At 65.0% G+C, this 17,522-nt stretch carries 15 protein-coding genes; 9 read left to right on the top strand and 6 right to left on the bottom strand.

Going from position 1 to position 17,522, the window contains the following annotated elements; translation table 11 throughout:
- Positions 1-4 precede the first annotated feature (4 nt).
- Entirely contained in the window at positions 5-1,012 is a 1,008-nt protein-coding gene (locus E1N52_RS00220; protein WP_133179098.1) for an NAD-dependent epimerase/dehydratase family protein, read from the top strand.
- A gap of 46 nt (positions 1,013-1,058) precedes the next feature.
- Here the strand turns inward: E1N52_RS00220 and E1N52_RS00215 are convergent, their stop codons facing one another.
- Positions 1,059-2,801, bottom strand: coding sequence for an IlvD/Edd family dehydratase (locus E1N52_RS00215; protein WP_133179096.1), 1,743 nt, complete (start codon positions 2,799-2,801; stop codon positions 1,059-1,061).
- A 269-nt stretch (positions 2,802-3,070) separates the two neighbouring features.
- Between E1N52_RS00215 and E1N52_RS00210 the strand changes: the two genes are divergently transcribed.
- From E1N52_RS00210 to E1N52_RS00175, 8 genes are all read left to right on the top strand, one after another.
- Entirely contained in the window at positions 3,071-4,039 is a 969-nt protein-coding gene (locus tag E1N52_RS00210; RefSeq protein WP_133179094.1) for an ABC transporter substrate-binding protein, read from the top strand.
- Positions 4,040-4,136: 97 nt separating this feature from the next.
- A complete protein-coding gene (locus E1N52_RS00205; protein ID WP_133179092.1) occupies positions 4,137-5,660 on the top strand; it encodes a sugar ABC transporter ATP-binding protein in 1,524 nt (507 codons plus the stop codon).
- Complete coding sequence (locus E1N52_RS00200) at positions 5,657-6,694, top strand: ABC transporter permease (protein WP_133179091.1); 1,038 nt, start codon at positions 5,657-5,659, stop codon at positions 6,692-6,694. Before E1N52_RS00205 ends, E1N52_RS00200 begins: the two co-directional genes overlap by 4 nt.
- A gap of 34 nt (positions 6,695-6,728) precedes the next feature.
- Positions 6,729-7,868, top strand: a complete 1,140-nt coding sequence (yjfF, locus tag E1N52_RS00195) for a galactofuranose ABC transporter, permease protein YjfF (RefSeq protein ID WP_133179089.1) — start codon at positions 6,729-6,731, stop codon at positions 7,866-7,868.
- A gap of 233 nt (positions 7,869-8,101) precedes the next feature.
- Positions 8,102-9,205, top strand: coding sequence for a sugar ABC transporter substrate-binding protein (locus E1N52_RS00190; RefSeq protein WP_133179087.1), 1,104 nt, complete (start codon positions 8,102-8,104; stop codon positions 9,203-9,205).
- A 13-nt stretch (positions 9,206-9,218) separates the two neighbouring features.
- Positions 9,219-10,232 carry an ABC transporter permease gene (locus E1N52_RS00185; RefSeq protein ID WP_133179085.1) on the top strand — a complete coding sequence of 338 codons (1,014 nt, stop codon included), beginning with the start codon at positions 9,219-9,221 and terminating at the stop codon, positions 10,230-10,232.
- Positions 10,232-11,041 carry an ATP-binding cassette domain-containing protein gene (locus E1N52_RS00180; RefSeq protein ID WP_133179083.1) on the top strand — a complete coding sequence of 270 codons (810 nt, stop codon included), beginning with the start codon at positions 10,232-10,234 and terminating at the stop codon, positions 11,039-11,041. The genes E1N52_RS00185 and E1N52_RS00180 overlap by 1 nt, the downstream gene beginning before the upstream one ends.
- Positions 11,042-11,096: 55 nt before the next feature.
- On the top strand, positions 11,097-11,822 hold the full coding sequence (locus tag E1N52_RS00175; RefSeq protein ID WP_133179081.1) for a FadR/GntR family transcriptional regulator: 726 nt from the start codon (positions 11,097-11,099) through the stop codon (positions 11,820-11,822).
- A gap of 63 nt (positions 11,823-11,885) precedes the next feature.
- Here the strand turns inward: E1N52_RS00175 and araH are convergent, their stop codons facing one another.
- The 5 genes from araH to E1N52_RS00150 are packed head-to-tail and all read right to left on the bottom strand — an operon-like array spanning position 11,886 to position 17,494.
- Positions 11,886-12,896 carry an L-arabinose ABC transporter permease AraH gene (araH, locus tag E1N52_RS00170; protein ID WP_133179079.1) on the bottom strand — a complete coding sequence of 337 codons (1,011 nt, stop codon included), beginning with the start codon at positions 12,894-12,896 and terminating at the stop codon, positions 11,886-11,888.
- A gap of 27 nt (positions 12,897-12,923) precedes the next feature.
- Entirely contained in the window at positions 12,924-14,462 is a 1,539-nt protein-coding gene (araG, locus tag E1N52_RS00165) for an L-arabinose ABC transporter ATP-binding protein AraG (RefSeq protein ID WP_133179077.1), read from the bottom strand.
- Positions 14,463-14,517: 55 nt separating this feature from the next.
- Complete coding sequence (locus E1N52_RS00160; protein ID WP_133179075.1) at positions 14,518-15,522, bottom strand: arabinose ABC transporter substrate-binding protein; 1,005 nt, start codon at positions 15,520-15,522, stop codon at positions 14,518-14,520.
- Between the two features lie 56 nt (positions 15,523-15,578).
- Positions 15,579-16,508: a Gfo/Idh/MocA family protein gene (locus tag E1N52_RS00155; RefSeq protein WP_133179073.1), complete on the bottom strand. Its 930-nt coding sequence runs from the start codon at positions 16,506-16,508 to the stop codon at positions 15,579-15,581.
- Between the two features lie 56 nt (positions 16,509-16,564).
- A complete protein-coding gene (locus E1N52_RS00150) occupies positions 16,565-17,494 on the bottom strand; it encodes a dihydrodipicolinate synthase family protein (protein ID WP_133179071.1) in 930 nt (309 codons plus the stop codon).
- Positions 17,495-17,522: the final 28 nt, after the last annotated feature.

Genomic DNA, 17,522 nt, shown 5'->3' with positions numbered 1-17,522 from the left:
CAGCATGAACGCCACCCCCATCAATCGACAGAACCGCGCACTCGTACTCGGCGCCAGCGGCGGAATCGGCGGCGAAGTCGCGCGCCAGTTGCTCGACGCCGGCTGGCAAGTCCGCGCGCTGCGGCGCGGCGGCGCGCCGGGCACGGCTGCCGCCGGCGCCATCGAATGGGTCGACGGCGACGCGCTCTCGCGCGAAGCGGTGGTACGCGCAGCGCAGGGTTGCGCGGTGATCGTGCACGCCGTGAACCCGCCCGGATACCGGCGCTGGGCGGAAGTCGTGCTGCCGATGATCGACAACACGCTCGCCGCCGCGGCCGCCGTGGGCGCGACCGTCGTGCTGCCGGGCACCGTCTACAACTTCGGCCCCGAGACCTTCCCGGTACTGCGTGAAGATTCCCCACAGCAGCCGCACACCCGCAAGGGCGCGATTCGCGTGGAACTGGAGCGGCGCATGCGGGCCGCGAGCGAGCATGGCGTGCGCTCGATCGTCGTGCGTGCGGGTGACTTTTTCGGGCCGCACGTGGGCAATAGCTGGTTTGCGCAAGGAATCGTGAAGCGTGACGAGCCGGTGCAGGTCGTGCGCCAGCCGGGTACGCGCGGCGTGGGCCACGCGTGGTCGTACGTGCCCGACGTCGCACGCACGATGCTCGAGCTGATCGAGCGGCGCGACACGCTGCCCGCGTTCGCGGTGTTCCACATGGCCGGCCACTGGGACGCCGATGGCTCGCAGTTCGTCGAAGCGATCTGCCGCGTCGCCCGGCGTCACGGACTGAAGCCGCAGAGCAAGCCCTTCGCCTGGGCCCTCATGCGCGCCATCTCGCCCTTCGTGACGACGCTGCGTGAACTGATGGAGATGCGCTATTTGTGGAGCGAGCCGTTGCAGCTCGACAACACCCGCCTCGTCCGCGAACTCGGGCGCGAGCCGCATACGCCGCTCGACGAAGCCGTCGAGGCGACGCTCATGGGCCTGAACTGCCTCGGCGCCGAAGAGCGGGCGCCGAAGGCGGCTTAATCGCTACGCTCGCAGGCGGCGCGCGATTTGATCGGGATGCCGAATGTCAATGCGAGTGGCTCGGCACGTCCGAGCCGCGGCATCCCACCAGGAAGTCGAAATCGCAGCCCTCGTCGGCCTGCAGCACGTGCTCGACATAAAGCTTGCGATAACCGCTGCGGTCGGCGGGGATGGGCTGCTGGTTCGCAGCCCATTCGTCGAGTCGCGCGGCGATCGCCTCGTCGCCGATATCGACGCGCAGCACACCCTTCTCGCAATCCAGCTCGATCCAGTCTCCGTCGCGCACGATCGCGAGCGGGCCGCCCGCGCGCGCTTCAGGGGCCACGTGCAGCACCACCGTGCCATACGCCGTACCGCTCATACGCGCGTCCGACACACGCACCATGTCGGTCACGCCCTGCGCGAGCAGCTTGGGCGGCAGGCCCATGTTGCCCACCTCGGCCATGCCCGGATATCCCTTGGGCCCGCAGTTCTTCATGACGAGCACGGAATCGGCCGTGACGTCGAGATCGGGGTCTGCAATGCGCGCCTTGTAGTCGTCGAAGTTCTCGAACACCACGGCGGGCCCGCGATGCTTCAACAGTTTCTGCGTGGCCGCCGACGGCTTCAACACCGCGCCGTTCGGCGCGAGATTGCCGCGCAGCACGCACAGCGCGCCGTCTTTGACGAGCGGATTGTCGAGCGGGCGAATGACTTCGGCGTTGTGAATGGGCGCTTCGCGCACGTTTTCCCACAGCGTTTTGCCGTTCGCCGTGAGCGCATCGGGATGCGGCAGCAGATTCGCCTCACCGAGTCGACGCAGCACGGCGGGCAAACCGCCCGCGTAATAAAACTCCTCCATCAGAAAGCGGCCCGACGGTTGCAAATCGACGATGGTCGGCGTACCTCGCCCGATGTGCGTCCAGTCGTCGAGTTCGAGCGGCACGCCGATGCGTCCCGCGATCGCCTTCAGGTGAATCGCCGCATTGGTCGAGCCGCCGATCGCCGCGTTCGTGCGGATGGCGTTTTCGAACGCCGCGCGCGTGAGCAGCTTCGAGAGGCGCAGGTCTTCGAGCGCCATCTCCACGATGCGCATGCCCGACATATGCGCGAGCACGTAGCGGCGCGCGTCCACAGCCGGAATCGCCGCGTTGTGCGGCAGCGTGACGCCCAGCGCTTCGGCCATGCACGCCATGGTCGAAGCCGTGCCCATGGTGTTGCAGGTGCCCGCCGAGCGCGACATGCCCGACTCCGCCGACATGAACTCGTGGATCGAAATCTTGCCCGCCTTCACCTGCTCGCTCAGTTGCCACACCACCGTGCCCGAACCGATATCGCGCCCTTCGTGCTTGCCGTTGAGCATCGGCCCGCCGGTCACGGCAATCGCAGGGACGTCGCAACTCGCCGCACCCATCAGCAGCGCAGGCGTGGTCTTGTCGCAACCCACCAGCAGCACGACGGCATCGACCGGATTACCTCGTATGGATTCCTCAACATCCATCGAAGCGAGGTTGCGCGTGAACATCGCGGTAGGCCGCAGGTTCGACTCGCCGTTCGAGAACACGGGAAACTCGACAGGAAATCCGCCGGCTTCGTAGATGCCGCGTTTGACGTGCTCGGCGAGCTTGCGAAAGTGCGCGTTACAGGGCGTGAGTTCGGACCACGTATTGCAAATGCCGATAATCGGCTTGCCGGCGAATTCGTGATCCGGTATCCCCTGGTTCTTCATCCAGCTCCGGTACATGAAGCCGTTTTTGTCCGTGGTGCCGAACCACGCGGCCGAGCGAAGCTTGGGCTTACGGGTGTTCATGGCTTTGCCCACTTAGTGAGAAAGTCCTATAAATAGCATGACTATATGGACTTCGATTATCGGGAAAACGCTAATCGAAACCGTTCCGGCCGTTGCATATAGTTTGTCTATTGTGGTCAGCAGGGGCGGCTAACGGGTATACCGAGAGGATATAACCGAAGGCCAGGGATGGCGCGATACTTCTCGTGATACTGTCCGGCCGTGATGGACGCGGGTGTAGCGCCATGAATTAAAGAAATACAACGCGCAGAGCTACATCGGAGACACGCATGAAACTGGCAACACGCATGGTAAGCGGGCTGGTCGCTGCGGCGGCGGCTTTTTCGTTGGCGGCGGGTGTCGCACACGCCGAAGACAAGCAGATCACGCTAGGTTTTGCGCAGGTCGGCGCGGAAAGCGCCTGGCGCACGGCAAACACGGTGTCGGTCAAACAGGCCGCCAAAGACGCCGGCATCAACCTCAAGTTTTCGGACGCCCAGCAGAAGCAGGAAAACCAGATCAAGGCGATCCGCTCGTACATCGCGCAGAAGGTGGACGTGATCGCGTTCTCGCCCGTGGTGGAATCGGGCTGGGAGCCGGTGCTCCAGGAAGCCAAGCGCGCCAAGATTCCCGTGATCCTCACGGACCGCAACATCGACGTGAAGGACCAGTCGCTCTACGTGACGATGATCGGTTCGGACTTCATGGAAGAAGGCCGCCGCGCGGGCAAGTGGCTTGAAGATCACTACAAGGACAACCCCGGCCCGATCAATATCGTCGAGCTGCAGGGCACCGTGGGTTCCGCGCCGGCCAACGACCGTCACTCGGGCCTCATGGAAGTGATCAAGAACGATCCGAAGTTCAAGATCATCGCGTCGCAGAGCGGCGACTTCACGCTGGCCGGCGGCAAGCAGGTCATGGAAGCGTTCGCAAAGACGTATGGAAACAAGATCAACGTCGTCTACGCGCATAACGACGACATGGCGCTCGGCGCGATCCAGGCCATGGAAGAAGCGGGCATGAAGCCGGGCAAGGACATCAGCGTCGTGTCGTTCGACGCCACCAAGGGCGGCTTCCAGGCGATGATCGCCGGCAAGATGAATGTCGACGTGGAGTGCAGCCCGCTGCTCGGGCCGCAGCTCATGAGCGCCGTGAAGGACGTCGTGGCGGGCAAGCAGTTGCCCAAGCGCATCGTGACGAACGAAACGGTGTTCCCGGAGGACGTGGCGGCGCAGGTGCTCCCGTCGCGCAAGTACTAAACTTCGCTGCAAGCTGCGCGGTGTGCTTCGTAACCCTTAGCAATCTTTAAGGACTTACGGAGCACGTCGCGCGCTCTGGCCTCTTTCACGGTTGCCCATGAGCGTTTCCCCGATACTCGAAACCGTCGGTCTTACCCGAACCTTCCCCGGCGTGCGTGCGCTCGACCGGGTCGATTTTCGTCTGTACCCCGGCGAAATCCATACGCTGATGGGGCAGAACGGCGCCGGCAAGTCCACGCTCATCAACGTGCTGACCGGCGTGCACCAGCCCGAGGCCGGTGAAATACGCCTCGCGGGTGAAGCGGTGCACTTCCCGACGCCGCAGATGGCGGAAGCCGCCGGCATCCAGACGCTCTACCAGGAAGTCAATCTCTGCCCGAACCTCTCGGTTGCGGAGAACATTTTCGCGGGCCGCCAGCCGCGCAAGCGCGGCCTCGGCCTGATCGACTGGAAAACGATTCATCGCCGCGCGGAAGAAGCGCTCGCGGAACTGAATCTTTCGCTCGACGTCACGCAGTCGCTCGACACCTACCCCATCGCCATGCAGCAAATGGTGGCGATTGCGCGCGCGGTGTCCGTCGATGCGCGCATTCTGATTCTCGACGAACCGACTTCGAGCCTCGACGAAGGCGAAGTCACACGCCTGTTCGACGTACTGCGCAAACTGAAAGCGTCGGGCATCGCGATCCTGTTCGTCACGCATTTTCTCGAGCAGACCTATGCGATCTCCGATCGCATCACGGTGATGCGCAACGGCGAGCGCGAAGGCGAATATCTCGCCGCCGATCTGCCGGTGCAAACGCTGGTCGCGAAGATGGTGGGCCTGCAGAACGCAGGCGAGCGGCTCACGCAAACCGAAGCCGTGCACAACGAAACGGTTGCGACGAACGCCGAACCGTATCTTGCGGCGCAGGGCGTGGCGCGCCGCGGCGTGCTCAATCCGCTCGATCTGGAAGTGCAGCCGGGCCAGATTCTGGGCCTCGCCGGCCTGCTCGGCTCGGGCCGCACGGAGACCGCGCGCCTGCTGTTCGGCGCGGATAAAGCCGATGCGGGCACGGTGCACATCAACGGCAAAGCCGTGAAGCTTTCTTCGCCGCGCGACGCCGTGCGCCACGGCATGGCCTATTGTCCCGAAGACCGCAAGAAGGAAGGCATCGTCGCCGATCTGTCGATACGCGAAAACATCGTGCTCGCGCTGCAGGCGCAACTCGGCTGGTGGCGCATGATCCGCCGCTCGCGCCAGCGTGAACTGGCCAACGAATATATCGAGCAGCTCGGCATCAAGGCGCGCGACGCCGAGCAGCCCATTGGCCTGCTTTCGGGCGGCAACCAGCAGAAGGTGCTGCTCGCGCGGTGGCTCGCGACGAAGCCGCGTTTGCTGATCCTCGACGAACCGACGCGCGGCATCGACGTCGCCGCCAAGTTCGAGATCATGGACCGCGTGCGCGCGCTCTGCGCGAAGGGCCTTGGCATTCTGTTCATTTCGTCGGAGATCAGCGAGGTGGTGCGTGTCTCCGACCGCATCGCCGTGCTGCGCGACCGGCGCAAGGTGGCCGAGCTTTCCGGCGCGGCGCGCTCGGAGCACGAAGTCTACGACCTCATTGCCGGAGACCGTCGATGACGCGCCCCGCCCTCCCCGCCTGGCTTTCGCTCGTCATCCGGCATCCGCTGGTGTGGCCCGCGGTGACGCTCATCGCCCTTTTCGTCGTCGATGTCGCGCATCGCGGCAACTTCCTCTCGATCACGATGCTGGGCGGCCACCTGTTCGGCGCGCCCATCGACATCCTCATGCGCGCCGCGCCGCTCGTCGTGGTGTCGCTCGGCATGACGCTCGTGATCGCCACGCGCGGCATCGACATTTCCGTGGGCGCTGTCGTGGCGATTGCCGGTGCGGCGGCCGCCACGGTGCTCGCCGCCGATCCTTCGCGCGTGGGCCTGGCGTTCGGCGCGGCGCTCGCGGTAGGCCTGCTCGCCGGCATCTGGAACGGGTTGCTCGTCGCGTTCGTCGGCATGCAGCCGATCATCGCCACGCTCATCCTGATGGTGGCGGGCCGCGGCGTGGCGCAGTTGCTCACGGGCGGCCAGATCATCCCCATCGGCGCGCCCGGCTATCTCTTCGCGGGCGGCGGCTATTTCGCGCTCATCCCGTGCGCCGTGTGGATCGCGATTGCCGTGACCGCACTCACCGCGCTCATCGTCAACCGCACGGCGCTTGGCCTGTTCATCCGCTCGATCGGCGTGAATCCGGTGGCCGCGCGGCTCGCTGGCCTGTCGTCGCAAGCCGTGGTGTTCGGCGCTTACGCATTCTGCGGCGTGACCGCGGCGATCGCGGGCATTCTCATCAGCTCGAACGTGCGCAGCGCGGACGGCAACAACGCAGGCCTCCTGCTCGAACTCGACGCCATTCTCGCCGTGACGCTCGGCGGCACGTCGCTGCTCGGCGGGCGCTTCAGTCTCGCGGGCACGGTGCTCGGCGCGCTCATCATCCAGACGCTCACCTACACCACCTATTCGATCGGCGTGCCGCCCGAGGCCACGCTCGTCGTGAAGGCCGTGGTCGTGCTGCTCGTGTGCCTGATCCAGTCGCCTGCCGCGCGCACCTTCGCGTTCCAACAACTCAAGCGTATTGCTCTCGCACGCCGCGCGCGGGCCTGAGCACGAAGCGCACCCATTCGGGGGGAAGCCGAGCATGAACCGCCCTGCCCTGTCCTTTTCCAATACGCTCGCAGCGTGCCGGCGCGGGGCCACCCGCTTCGTCGATCCGCGCGTGCTGCCCATCGTCGTGACCGTCGTGCTCTTTGCCGTGCTGTTCGGCTTCGGCTCGGTCATGTACACCGGGTTCTTCTCGCTTCAGGTGGCCTTCGGGCTGCTGGTCGACAACGCATTCCTGCTGATCGTCGCCATCGGCATGACGTTCGTGATCATCTCGGGCGGCATCGATCTTTCGGTGGGCGCCGTGGTCGCGCTCACAACGATTCTCTGCGCCGTGGGCACCGAGAAGCTGCACTGGCCCGTGCTCGTCGTCGTGCCGCTCGTGTTGCTCTGCGGCGCGCTCTATGGCGCGGCAATGGGCGCGCTGATCCACTTCTTCCGGCTGCAGCCCTTCATCATCACGCTCGCAGGCATGTTCCTCGCGCGCGGCACCTGCTTTCTCATCACCACCGAATCCATCCAGATCAACGACCCCGGTTTTCACGCGCTCTCCGAATTCAACATTCCGGTGGGCAGCGGCTCGCTCACCACGGGTTCGCTCACGGCCATCGCCATGCTCGCTGCGGGCATCGTCATCGCGCACTTCACGCGCTTTGGGCGCAACGTCTACGCGATCGGCGGCAACGAGCGCTCCGCGCTGCTCATGGGCCTGCCGGTGGCGCGCACCAAGATTGGCGTGTATGCGCTCTCGGGCTTTTGCTCGGCGCTCGGCGGCGTCGTGTTTACGCTCTACGTGCTGTCGGGCTACGGACTGCAGGCGCAGGGCATGGAACTCGACGCCATCGCCGCGACGGTGATCGGCGGCACGCTGCTCACGGGCGGCGTGGGCTATGTGATCGGCTCGGTGTTCGGCGTGGGCATTCTGGGCACGATCCAGACGCTCATTACCTTCGACGGCACGCTCAGCTCGTGGTGGACGCGCATCGTGATCGGCGCACTGCTCTGCGCGTTCTGCCTCATGCAGCGCGCCACCGAGCGCCACGCCGCGCGCCGCAAGTCCACCGGCACAGGCCGCGGCGCCCCGCGCACCACGCGGCCGCAGGCCGCCGCCCCGATGGATCAGGCCAAGCTCGCCAGCCCGCCGCCGCACATGCAGGAGGCGAAAGGCGGTGCGTAAGCCGCTTGTCATGGACGATCCTCGCCACGGCGGGGCCTATGGAGTAGTTACGGGTATACATGGATTAGGAGGCCTCATCACGCTGCACTAAGCTTTTTGCGGTACCGTCGGCGCCTGGCGAACTCATGTTCGCTGCGGATGTCTCGCGCGTTCCCCCGGTACTGGCCAGTATCTGCACGCTTTTCGACGAAAAGTCGACTACATCGACCACGATGACAAGACCGGAGGAAAACATGGCGCAGGATCGGGATGACGCAAAAGACGGTAAGAGCTTGATCGACACGGGCCGGCGCGGCCTGATGCAGGGTGCGGGACTGGGCGCGGCGCTATCGCTGCTCGGCGCGGTGGGCGGCGGCGGATTCATTTCCACGGCACAGGCCGCCGAATCGGGCTTCCCTTCGCACAAGAAGTGGAAAATCGTGTTCGTCAATCACGTCACCACGAATCCGTTCTTCGTGCCGACGCAATACGGCATTCAGGACGCGTGCGGACTGCTCAACATGGACTATCAGTGGACCGGCTCGGCCACGTCCGACGCGGGCGAAATGGTGCGCGCCGTGAATTCGGCCATCGCCGCGAAGGCCGACGCCATTGCCGTGCCGATCGTCGACCCCACCGCCTTCGACAAGCCCATTCAAGCGGCGCTCGACGCAGGCATTCCGGTATTCGCCTATAACGCCGACGCCCCGCGCGGCAAGAAGAACCCGCGTCTGGCCTATATCGGGCAGGACCTGTATCTCTCCGGCTACCAGATGGGCGAGCGCATCGTGAGCCTCATCGACAGCGGCATGGTTGCGCTCTTCATCGCCACGCCTGGCCAGCTCAACATCCAGCCGCGTCTGGACGGCGCGAGCGACGCCATCAAGAAGTCCGGCAAGAAGATCGACATCCAGACCGTGGCCACGGGCGCGACCGTCAACGAAGAACTTTCGAAGATCAAGTCGTTCTACCTCGGCCATCAGGACGTGAAAGGCATGTTCGCTGTCGACGCGGGCAGCACGCAAGGCGTCGCTCAGGTGATGAAGGATCAGAACCTGCCTTCGAAGGGCGTGCACGGCGGCGGCTTCGACCTGCTGCCCACCACGGTCCAGCTCATTCACGAAGGCTTCCTCGACTTCACGATCGATCAGCAGCCGTACGTGCAAGGCTTCTATACGGTCATGCAGGCGTTCGTGACGCTGGCCTCGGGCGGTCTGGTTGGGCCGGCCGACACCAACACGGGCCTCAAGTTCGTGACGAAGGATACCGTCGAACCGTACCTGAACACCTCGACGCGTTATGAAGGCAAGACCACCAAGCCGCAAATCGTTCCGATGAGCGGCGCAATCAAGTCGTGATGAACTACGAGTGATGAACTCTGTGAACGAAACTGGCAAGGCTGAAGTCTCCGCGCGGGCTGTTGCCCGCCCGCGCGGGCAATGGCTCTCCGCGTGGGCGCCCGAGCTACGCATCCTGCTCGTGGCGGTGATTCTCGCGGCGTACTTCGAATTTTCCAACCGGGATTTCCTGCTCACCAACGCGAGTCTCGTCAACCTCTCGCAGTTCATCGCGCCGGTGGCGATCATCGCGTTCGGCGAAATCATGCTGATGATCGGTGGCGACATCGATCTGTCGGCAGGCATGGTGTTCGCCTTCGCGCCGTTCATGATGGTGTTCGCCAACGACGCGGGCGCGCCCATGTGGCTCGCCGTGATTGCGGGGCTCGTGGCGGCGGCGATCGTCGGCTTCGTGAACGGGGCCGTGACCGTGTGGCTGCGCCTGCCCTCGTTCGTCACGACGCTCGGCACGCTCTTCCTCATCAACGGCATCACGCTCACCATTTCGCGCGGCACGCCGGTGCAGACGCCGGGTTCGCCCGAATTCGCGGCCTTCATGGGCGCGTGGGGCTATAGCGAGATCCTCTGGACTATCGTGATCGCGTTTGCCATGCACGTGCTGCTGCGCCACACGCGCTGGGGCCTGCATACGCAGGCGGCCGGTGCGAATCCGCTAGGCGCGAGCGAGGCCGGTATTCACGTGAACCGGCTGCGCCTCGGCAACTTCATCATTGCCGCCGTGCTCGCGGGCTTCACCGGCATTCTGGAAGGCTTTCGCATCACCTCGATCGACCCGCAGGCGGGCGGCAACCAGATCATGTTCCTCGCCGTGGCTTCGGCCGTGATCGGCGGCACGCCGCTCACGGGCGGTTCGGGCACGATCGTGGGCGGCCTGATCGGCGCAGCGGTGCTCGGCATTCTCAACGACGGCTTCACGCTCATCGGCATCAACGCGTTCACCTTCAATATCATCCTCGGCGCCGCGATTCTCGCCGCCATGGTCTTCAACATCCACGTTGGGCGCCTGCGCCGCAAAGGGAGCCGATGATGGACGAATCGCAAGCCTCCCCTGGCGGCGCAACCGCCACGGCCGACGCCCCGCTCGCGGTGCGCGGCGACAACATCGTCAAGCGCTTCGGCGCGGTCACGGCGCTCGACGGCGTTTCGCTCACGCTCGGCCGCGGCGAAATCCTCGGCATCCTGGGCGACAACGGCGCGGGCAAGTCCACGCTCGTGAAAATCCTCACGGGTTTTCATCAGCAAACGAGCGGCACGCTGCAGATCGACGGCAGCGAAACGCTGCTGCGCTCGGTGGACCATGCGCGCTCGCTCGGCATCGAATGCGTTTATCAGGACCTCGCGCTCGCCAATTCGCTGAGCATTTACCACAACATGTTCCTGAACCGCGAGATCGTGCGGCGCGGCCCTTTCAAACTGCTCGATCACAAGCAGATGCGCCAGCGCGCGGCGCAACTGCTTGACGACATCGGCGTGCACGTGCCCTCCGTGGACCTGCCTGTGGAGCGGCTTTCGGGCGGTCAGCGCCAGGCGATCGCGGTGGCGCGCGCCGTGCATTCGAACGCAAAAATCCTCTTGCTCGACGAGCCGCTCGCCGCGATGGGAGCGCGGGAAGCCGGTCTCATCATCGATCTCATCATGCGTTTGAAGGAAAAAGGCGGCCTATCGATTATCATGATCATGCACAACTATGCGCAGACGCTCGATATTGCGGATCGCATCATGTTGATGCAACGAGGCCGCGTGACGTACGAGCAGCACAGCGCCAAAACATCGGTGGCTGAACTCATGGATATCGTGCGGCGGGAATATCGGGCCATGCGCGCCACCAGCGCGTAATGGTTCCTACAAACAGGGGGGACGCTCCGATCGGGTAGCCCCCGGCCGGACAATCATGGATTACCGCAATCTAGAGAAACGCAAGAGCATGCACGCGCGCATCGTGCAGGAGCTCGGCATGCAGATCGTGGGCGGCACGCTCGCCCCCGGGCAACGCCTGCCCGCCGAACCCACGCTGTGCGAAACCTACGGCGTGAGCCGCCCCGTGCTGCGCGAGGCCACCCGCGTGCTGGTCGCCAAGGGCCTCGTGGTTTCGAAGCCGCGCGTGGGCAGTGTCGTACGCCCGCGCGAAGAATGGCACATGCTCGACCCCGACGTGCTGTACTGGACCGTCAACAGCATTCCCGAAGGCGAGTTCTTCCGCTCGCTCATGACCGTGCGGCAGATCATCGAGCCCGCCGCCGCGGCGCTCGCCGCGATTTCAGCAAACGACGAAGATCGCGCCCGCATCACCGCGGCCTACGCGCGCATGGAACAGGCGCAGACCGCCGCCGACCTGCTCGAGCCCGATCTGGAATTCCACCGCGCGATCATGGCGGCCACGCATAACAACATGCTGGCATACATCGGCAACATGCTTTCGCTCGCGCTTTCCGAGTCGATCAAGCTCACGAGCCGTCATCCCAACACCCACGCACTTTCGTTGCCGCGCCACAAGGCGATTCTCACGGCGATCGAGCACGGCGATGCGCTCGCGGCGCGCCAGGCGAGCGTCGTGCAGCTCGACAATGCGCGCGCCGATGCCAAGTCGATCCTGGGCGGGGCGGGGCTGGAGACTTAAGGCGGGCAGACCGACACGCCGCCGCGCTATAGACGCATTGCGGCGCATCGGCGTGCCCATTCCTCACACCGCCCGCTTGCTGCGACGGTACTGGTCGAACAGCACCGCGAGCAGAAGAATGCCGCCGCGAATCAGGTACTGATAGAACGTCGGCACGTTCATGAGGCTCATGGCGTCCTGCACCGAGCCCATGATGAGCACGCCCACCAGCACGCCCGAGATCGTCGCCACGCCGCCCGTGAGCGACACGCCGCCCAGCACGCAAGCCGAGATCACGCCGAGCTCGAGACCCACCGAGGTCTTCGGGTCGCCGAGGCTCATGCGCGAGGCCAGCATCACGCCCGCAAAACCCGTAATGAGCCCTTGCAGCACGAACACCGTGATCTTGATGCGCGTGACCGGCAGGCCGGCGAGACGCGCCGCTTCGCTATTGCCGCCCACTGCGAGCACGTTCTTGCCGAACACCGTCTTCTTGAGCAGGAAACCGAACACCACGAAGCCGATGATGTTGCTCCAGATCGGGAACGAGATGCCGAGGAACGAGCCGCCGCCCAGATCGAAGAAGCGCTCTTCGGAGATCATCACGGCGTCGCCGTTCGAGGTGAGGAACGCGAGGCCGCGCACCGCTTCCATCATCGCGAGCGTGGCGATCAGCGAGTTGATCTTGAAGCGCGCGATCAGCACGCCGTTCACGAGCCCGACCGCCCCGCCCGCGAGCACGCCCGCCGCAATGCCGAGCATCACGCTATGCGACTGCGTGATGACCGTGGAGGCCACCACGCCCGCGAACGCCACGATCGAGGCGACCGAAAGATCGACCTCGCCGAGCGCGAGCACGAACATCATCGTGACGGCGATCGAGCCGATCAGTGTGACGGAGAGCAGCAGGCCCTGAATGTTGCGGGTCGTGAGGAAGTCGGGCACCGTGGCGGATAGCACCGCGAACAGCACCACGAACACCACCGCGATGCCCGATTTGTTGATCATGTCCCAGGCCCGCGCACGCTGGGGGGTAATCGGCGCGGCGGCTTCGTTGACGGTAGGCGTGCCCTGTGGCTGCATGGCTTCACTCATTTCTGGTTCATCGTTACAAAAAGGATTTCAGCGCGGCAGCGCCATCTTGATCAGTTCGTCGGGCGAGGCTTCGGCCTTCGGCAGGCTGCCGGCAATCCGGCCTTCGCGCATGACGATGATGCGGTCCGACACGCCGATCACTTCGGCCAGGTCGCTCGACACCATGATCACGGTCTTGCCCGCTTCGGCGAGCTCGTACAGCAGGTTGTAGATCTCGGCGCGCGCGCCCACGTCGATGCCGCGCGTGGGCTCGTCCATCAGGAACACTTCGATGCGTTCGGCGAGCCAGCGCGACAGAATCACCTTTTGCTGGTTGCCGCCCGACAGCGTGCCGATGGCCGTGTCGCCGTTGCGCGTCTTGATCGCGAGTTTCTTGATGTAGTCCTGCGCGAGATCGCGCTCGCGCCGCGCGTCGAGCAGGAAGCGCGCGGGGCTGAAGTGGCGGCGCGCGCTGATGTTGAGGTTGTCGGCCACCGAGGCGATCGCGACGATGCCTTCCTGCTTGCGGTCCTCGGGGCATAGCGCGAGGCCCGCGCGCACGGCGTCGCGCGGGCTTGCGAAATTGACGCGCTTGCCGTCGAGTTCGACGTGGCCCGCGCTTGCGCGCGTCGCGCCGTAAATCAGCTTCATGAGTTCCGAGCGCCCCGCGCCCACGAGCCCGAAGAAGCCGACGATCTCGCCGCGCCGCGCCGTGAACGACACCGGCTCGGCCAGGCCGGGCCCCATCAAGCCCTTCGCTTCGATCAGCACATCTCCCGCCTGGCGCGGACGATAGCCGTACACGTCCTCGATCGAGCGGCCCACCATCGCCGCAATCAGGCGATTGCGGTCGAGATCGGCCACCGAATCGAACGTCTCGATGCGCTTGCCGTCACGGAACACCGTCACGCGGTCACAGAGCTCATAGACTTCGTCCATGCGGTGCGTGACGTAGATGATCGCGCGGCCATCCGCGCGCAGCGCGTTGATGATGCGAAAGAGGTTCTCCGTCTCGCGCGCCGAGAGCGAGCTGGTCGGTTCGTCGAAGGCGATCACACGCGCGTCGCGCATGAGCGCCTTGCCGATTTCGATCATCTGGCGCTGGCCGATGGAGAGATTCTTCACCGGCGTGCGCGGATCGATGCGCTCGCCAAGCCGCTTGAGTTCATCCATCGCGCGCTTGACGAGCGTGCCTTCATCGAGCACGCCGAGGCGATTGGGCAACTGCCCGAGCATCAGGTTTTCCGCAACCGTCAGCTCGGGCACGAGATGCAGTTCCTGATAGATGATCGCGATACCCGCTTCGAGCGCCGCCTTCGTGGTCGTGAAGCGGTGCTCCACGCCATTCAGCTTGAGCGTGCCCTCCTGCGGCTGGTTCACGCCCGAGAGCACCTTGAGCAGCGTGGATTTCCCCGCGCCGTTCTCGCCCATCAAGCCGTGCACTTCGCCGGCACGCACTTCCAGCGCCACGCGGTCGAGCGCGCGCACGCCCGGGAAGCTCACAGTAATGCCGTCGAGCTCCAGATACGCGCGATTCCCCTGTTGAGCGCCCTTTACCGCGTTCGCGTTCGCTTGCGAGTCAGTCATCGTTTCAGTCATTGCATCCCTGCCCTTTGCTTCGCCTCAGTCTTCTACGCAGTCCTTAGATACCCAGCTCGCTGCGCACGGCCGTCCAGTTGTCGCGCGTCATCAGCTTGCCGGTGGTCTGCGTGTCGGCGGCCGGCTGCTTGCCGTCGCGGATCCACTCGACGAGGTTCTCGGCGCTTTCCTTGCCGTGGTTCGTCGAGCTGACAGCGATCGTGCCGTAGAAGCCCGTAGGCTGCTTCTTCTGGAATTCGGCGAACGCTTCGCCTGCGCCGTTGATGCCCACGCCGATCACGTCAGCCGAAGGGATGTGCAGCTGTTCGGTCGCGCGCACGGCGCCCAGCACGCTTTCTTCGTTGAGCGCGAACACCACCCACTTCTTGATGTTCGGATGCTGCGCGAGCACCGGCGAAGCCGCATTGAAGCCGCCTTCGTCGTCGGTGGTCTTTTGCGGGGCGTCGAAGATGTTTTCCTTCTTGAAGCCGCCAGCCAGCAGCGATTGCGTCGCGCCGTCCGTGCGCAGCTTCGCCGTGGGCAGTTCATAGTCGGTGATACGCAGCGCACCCACTTCTTCCGGCTTCCAGCCGCGGCGCTTCATTTCGTCGGTGATCGCCTGGCCGACCTGATTGCCGATCTTGAGCGCCGACATGCCGAGGTGCGGCACGCTGGCGAGCGGCTTGCCCGACGAGTCGACGAGCTGGTCGTCCACCGTCACGAACTTCATGTTGTAGCGCTTGGCGCGCGCCTGAATGGCCGGTCCGAGACGCACGTCCGGCGCGCAGATCACGAAGCCTTGTGCGCCTTGCGCGCCGAGGTTGTCGATGGCGGCGAGCACCTTCTCGCCGTCCGGCGTGCCGATGTTCACCACCGAGAAGTTCTCCTTCTGGCCGAGCGCCGTGGCAGCCTTCTGCTCGTTGATGAACCATGCCTGTTCCGGCATCTTCACGAGGAAGCCGATCTTCACGGGCGAGTCGGCGTGCGCCGCCACGTTCATGCCGAGCGGGGCGATGCACATCGCCGCGAATGCGGCACGAAGGGTCAAACGGCGGATCTTGCTGGTCATGCTCCTGTCTCCTCAGGTGTGGTGTGCTGCGTGTGTAATGCTTGAAAGAAGCGTCTTTAGTGGCCGAAGGCCTCGACTTCGACGTGCCTGCCGAGCAGGAAAGCGTCCGCCACGAGGCGCAGCGGGCGCACGTCCACGTCGTCGGTGCCGTGGGCGATCAACCAGTGAAAACGCTCATAGAGCGCCGCATATTCCCGTTCCGCTTCGAGCGCGACCGGCTCGCCCGCAATCGCGAGGCGCTTGCCGCCTTCCGCGATCGAGAGCAGGCCGTCCGTGGTCTCCACATCGATTTCCCATTGCTCGACCGGACCATGGCGCCAGTCGAACTCGGCGCGCACGGGCACGCCATCGGTATCGATGCAATCGAGTTCGGCTGCAATCGGCGTCGAGCAATCGCTCGGCACATGCAGCGTCGCGCCCTGCAGCAGCACTTCGCGCGGCAGGATGCGCGTGACGATGGAAAGCGCGTTGATGCCCGGATCGAACACGCCGAGGCCGCCCGGTTCCCAGATCCACTGCTGGCCCGGATGCCAGCGGCGCACGTCTTCCTTCCAGCGCACGTGCACGGCGCGAATGGTGCGCTCGGCGAGCCACATGCGTGCGGGCTCGACGGCGCTCGCGCAGCGCGAATGCCACGTGGTGAACAGCGTGCGGCCGCGCTTTTGCGCGAGTTCACGCAGCGCCTCGACTTCGCTCACGCTCGCGCCAGGCGGCTTTTCGAGCATGACGTGCTTGCCCGCTTCGAGCGCGGCGCGCGCCTGCGCGTAGCGCACCTGCGGCGGCGCGCACAGCGACACGGCGTCGAGATCGGACTCGGCGGCCAGCAGCGCACCGATGTCCTTGTAGTTGCGCACGTTCTCCACCTGCGCGTTGCGGCTCGCGCTCGCGACGAGTTCAAAGCCCGGATTGCCCGCGATGGCAGGCAGATGCTGGTCGCGCGCAATCTTGCCGACGCCGACGATACCCAACGTATAGGACGCTTTCATGACGTATCTCCGCCCCTTCTTTTCAGGGAGATTTTTTATTCTGCATGACGAATGATTTACTTACCCCAGCGCAGCACGAGCGGATCGAGGCGTCGCGCAATGTCGATCAGCTCGGCGCGCGTCGCGGGATTCATCGCGGGCAGCGGGTGGCGCGGCAGTTCGCACTCGATCACGCCGCCTTCCTTCATCAGCGACTTGCAGGCGAGCATGCCCGCCTGGCGGTTTTCGTGATTGATGAGCGGCAGCCACTTCTGGTAAAGCGCGAATGCGTCGTCGGTGCGGCCTTCGCGGTGGGCTACGATGATCGGACGAATGCCGTCCGGGAAGCCGCCGCCCGTCATCGAGCCGGTCGCGCCGGCGTTCAGGTCCGCGAGCAACGTAATGGCTTCTTCGCCGTCCCACGGGCCTTCGACGGCCTCGCCCGCCAGCTTGATCAGCTCGCGCAGCTTGTTTGCCGCGCCCGGCGTTTCGATCTTGAAGTACGAGACCTGCTCGATCTCGCGGGCCATGCGTGCGAGGAACGGGGCGGAGAGCACCGTGCCGCTCGCAGGTGCATCCTGGATCATGATCGGAATGTCGATCGCGTCGGACACGCGCGCGTAGAAGTCGTAAATCTGCTGCTCGGGCACGCGGAAGGTCGCGCCGTGATACGGCGGCATGAGCATCACCATCGCCGCGCCCTGCTCCTGCGCGCGCTTGCTGCGCGCGGCGGCGATCGACGTGCCGTAGTGCGTGGTCGTCACGATCACGGGCACGCGGCCCGCCACGTGCTCGAGCACGGTGCGCGTGATGACTTCGCGCTCGTCGTCGGAGAGCGAGAACTGCTCCGAGAAGTTCGCGAGAATGCACAGGCCGTCCGAGCCCGCGTCGATCATGAAATCGACGGCGCGCTTCTGGCTGGCCAGATCCAGTTCGCCCGTTTCGGTGAACGTGGTCGGCACGACGGGGAAAATGCCCCGGAATCGGGGCGTACGGCTCGTAGTCATGTCTTCAGTCCTGCTTGAGAAAGTGTGT

It is taken from the genome of Paraburkholderia guartelaensis (genome assembly GCF_004353905.1).
GTDB lineage: Bacteria > Pseudomonadota > Gammaproteobacteria > Burkholderiales > Burkholderiaceae > Paraburkholderia > Paraburkholderia guartelaensis.
The sequence above is the reverse complement of the archived record's forward strand: the minus strand, read 5'-3'. Positions and strand labels throughout refer to the sequence as shown.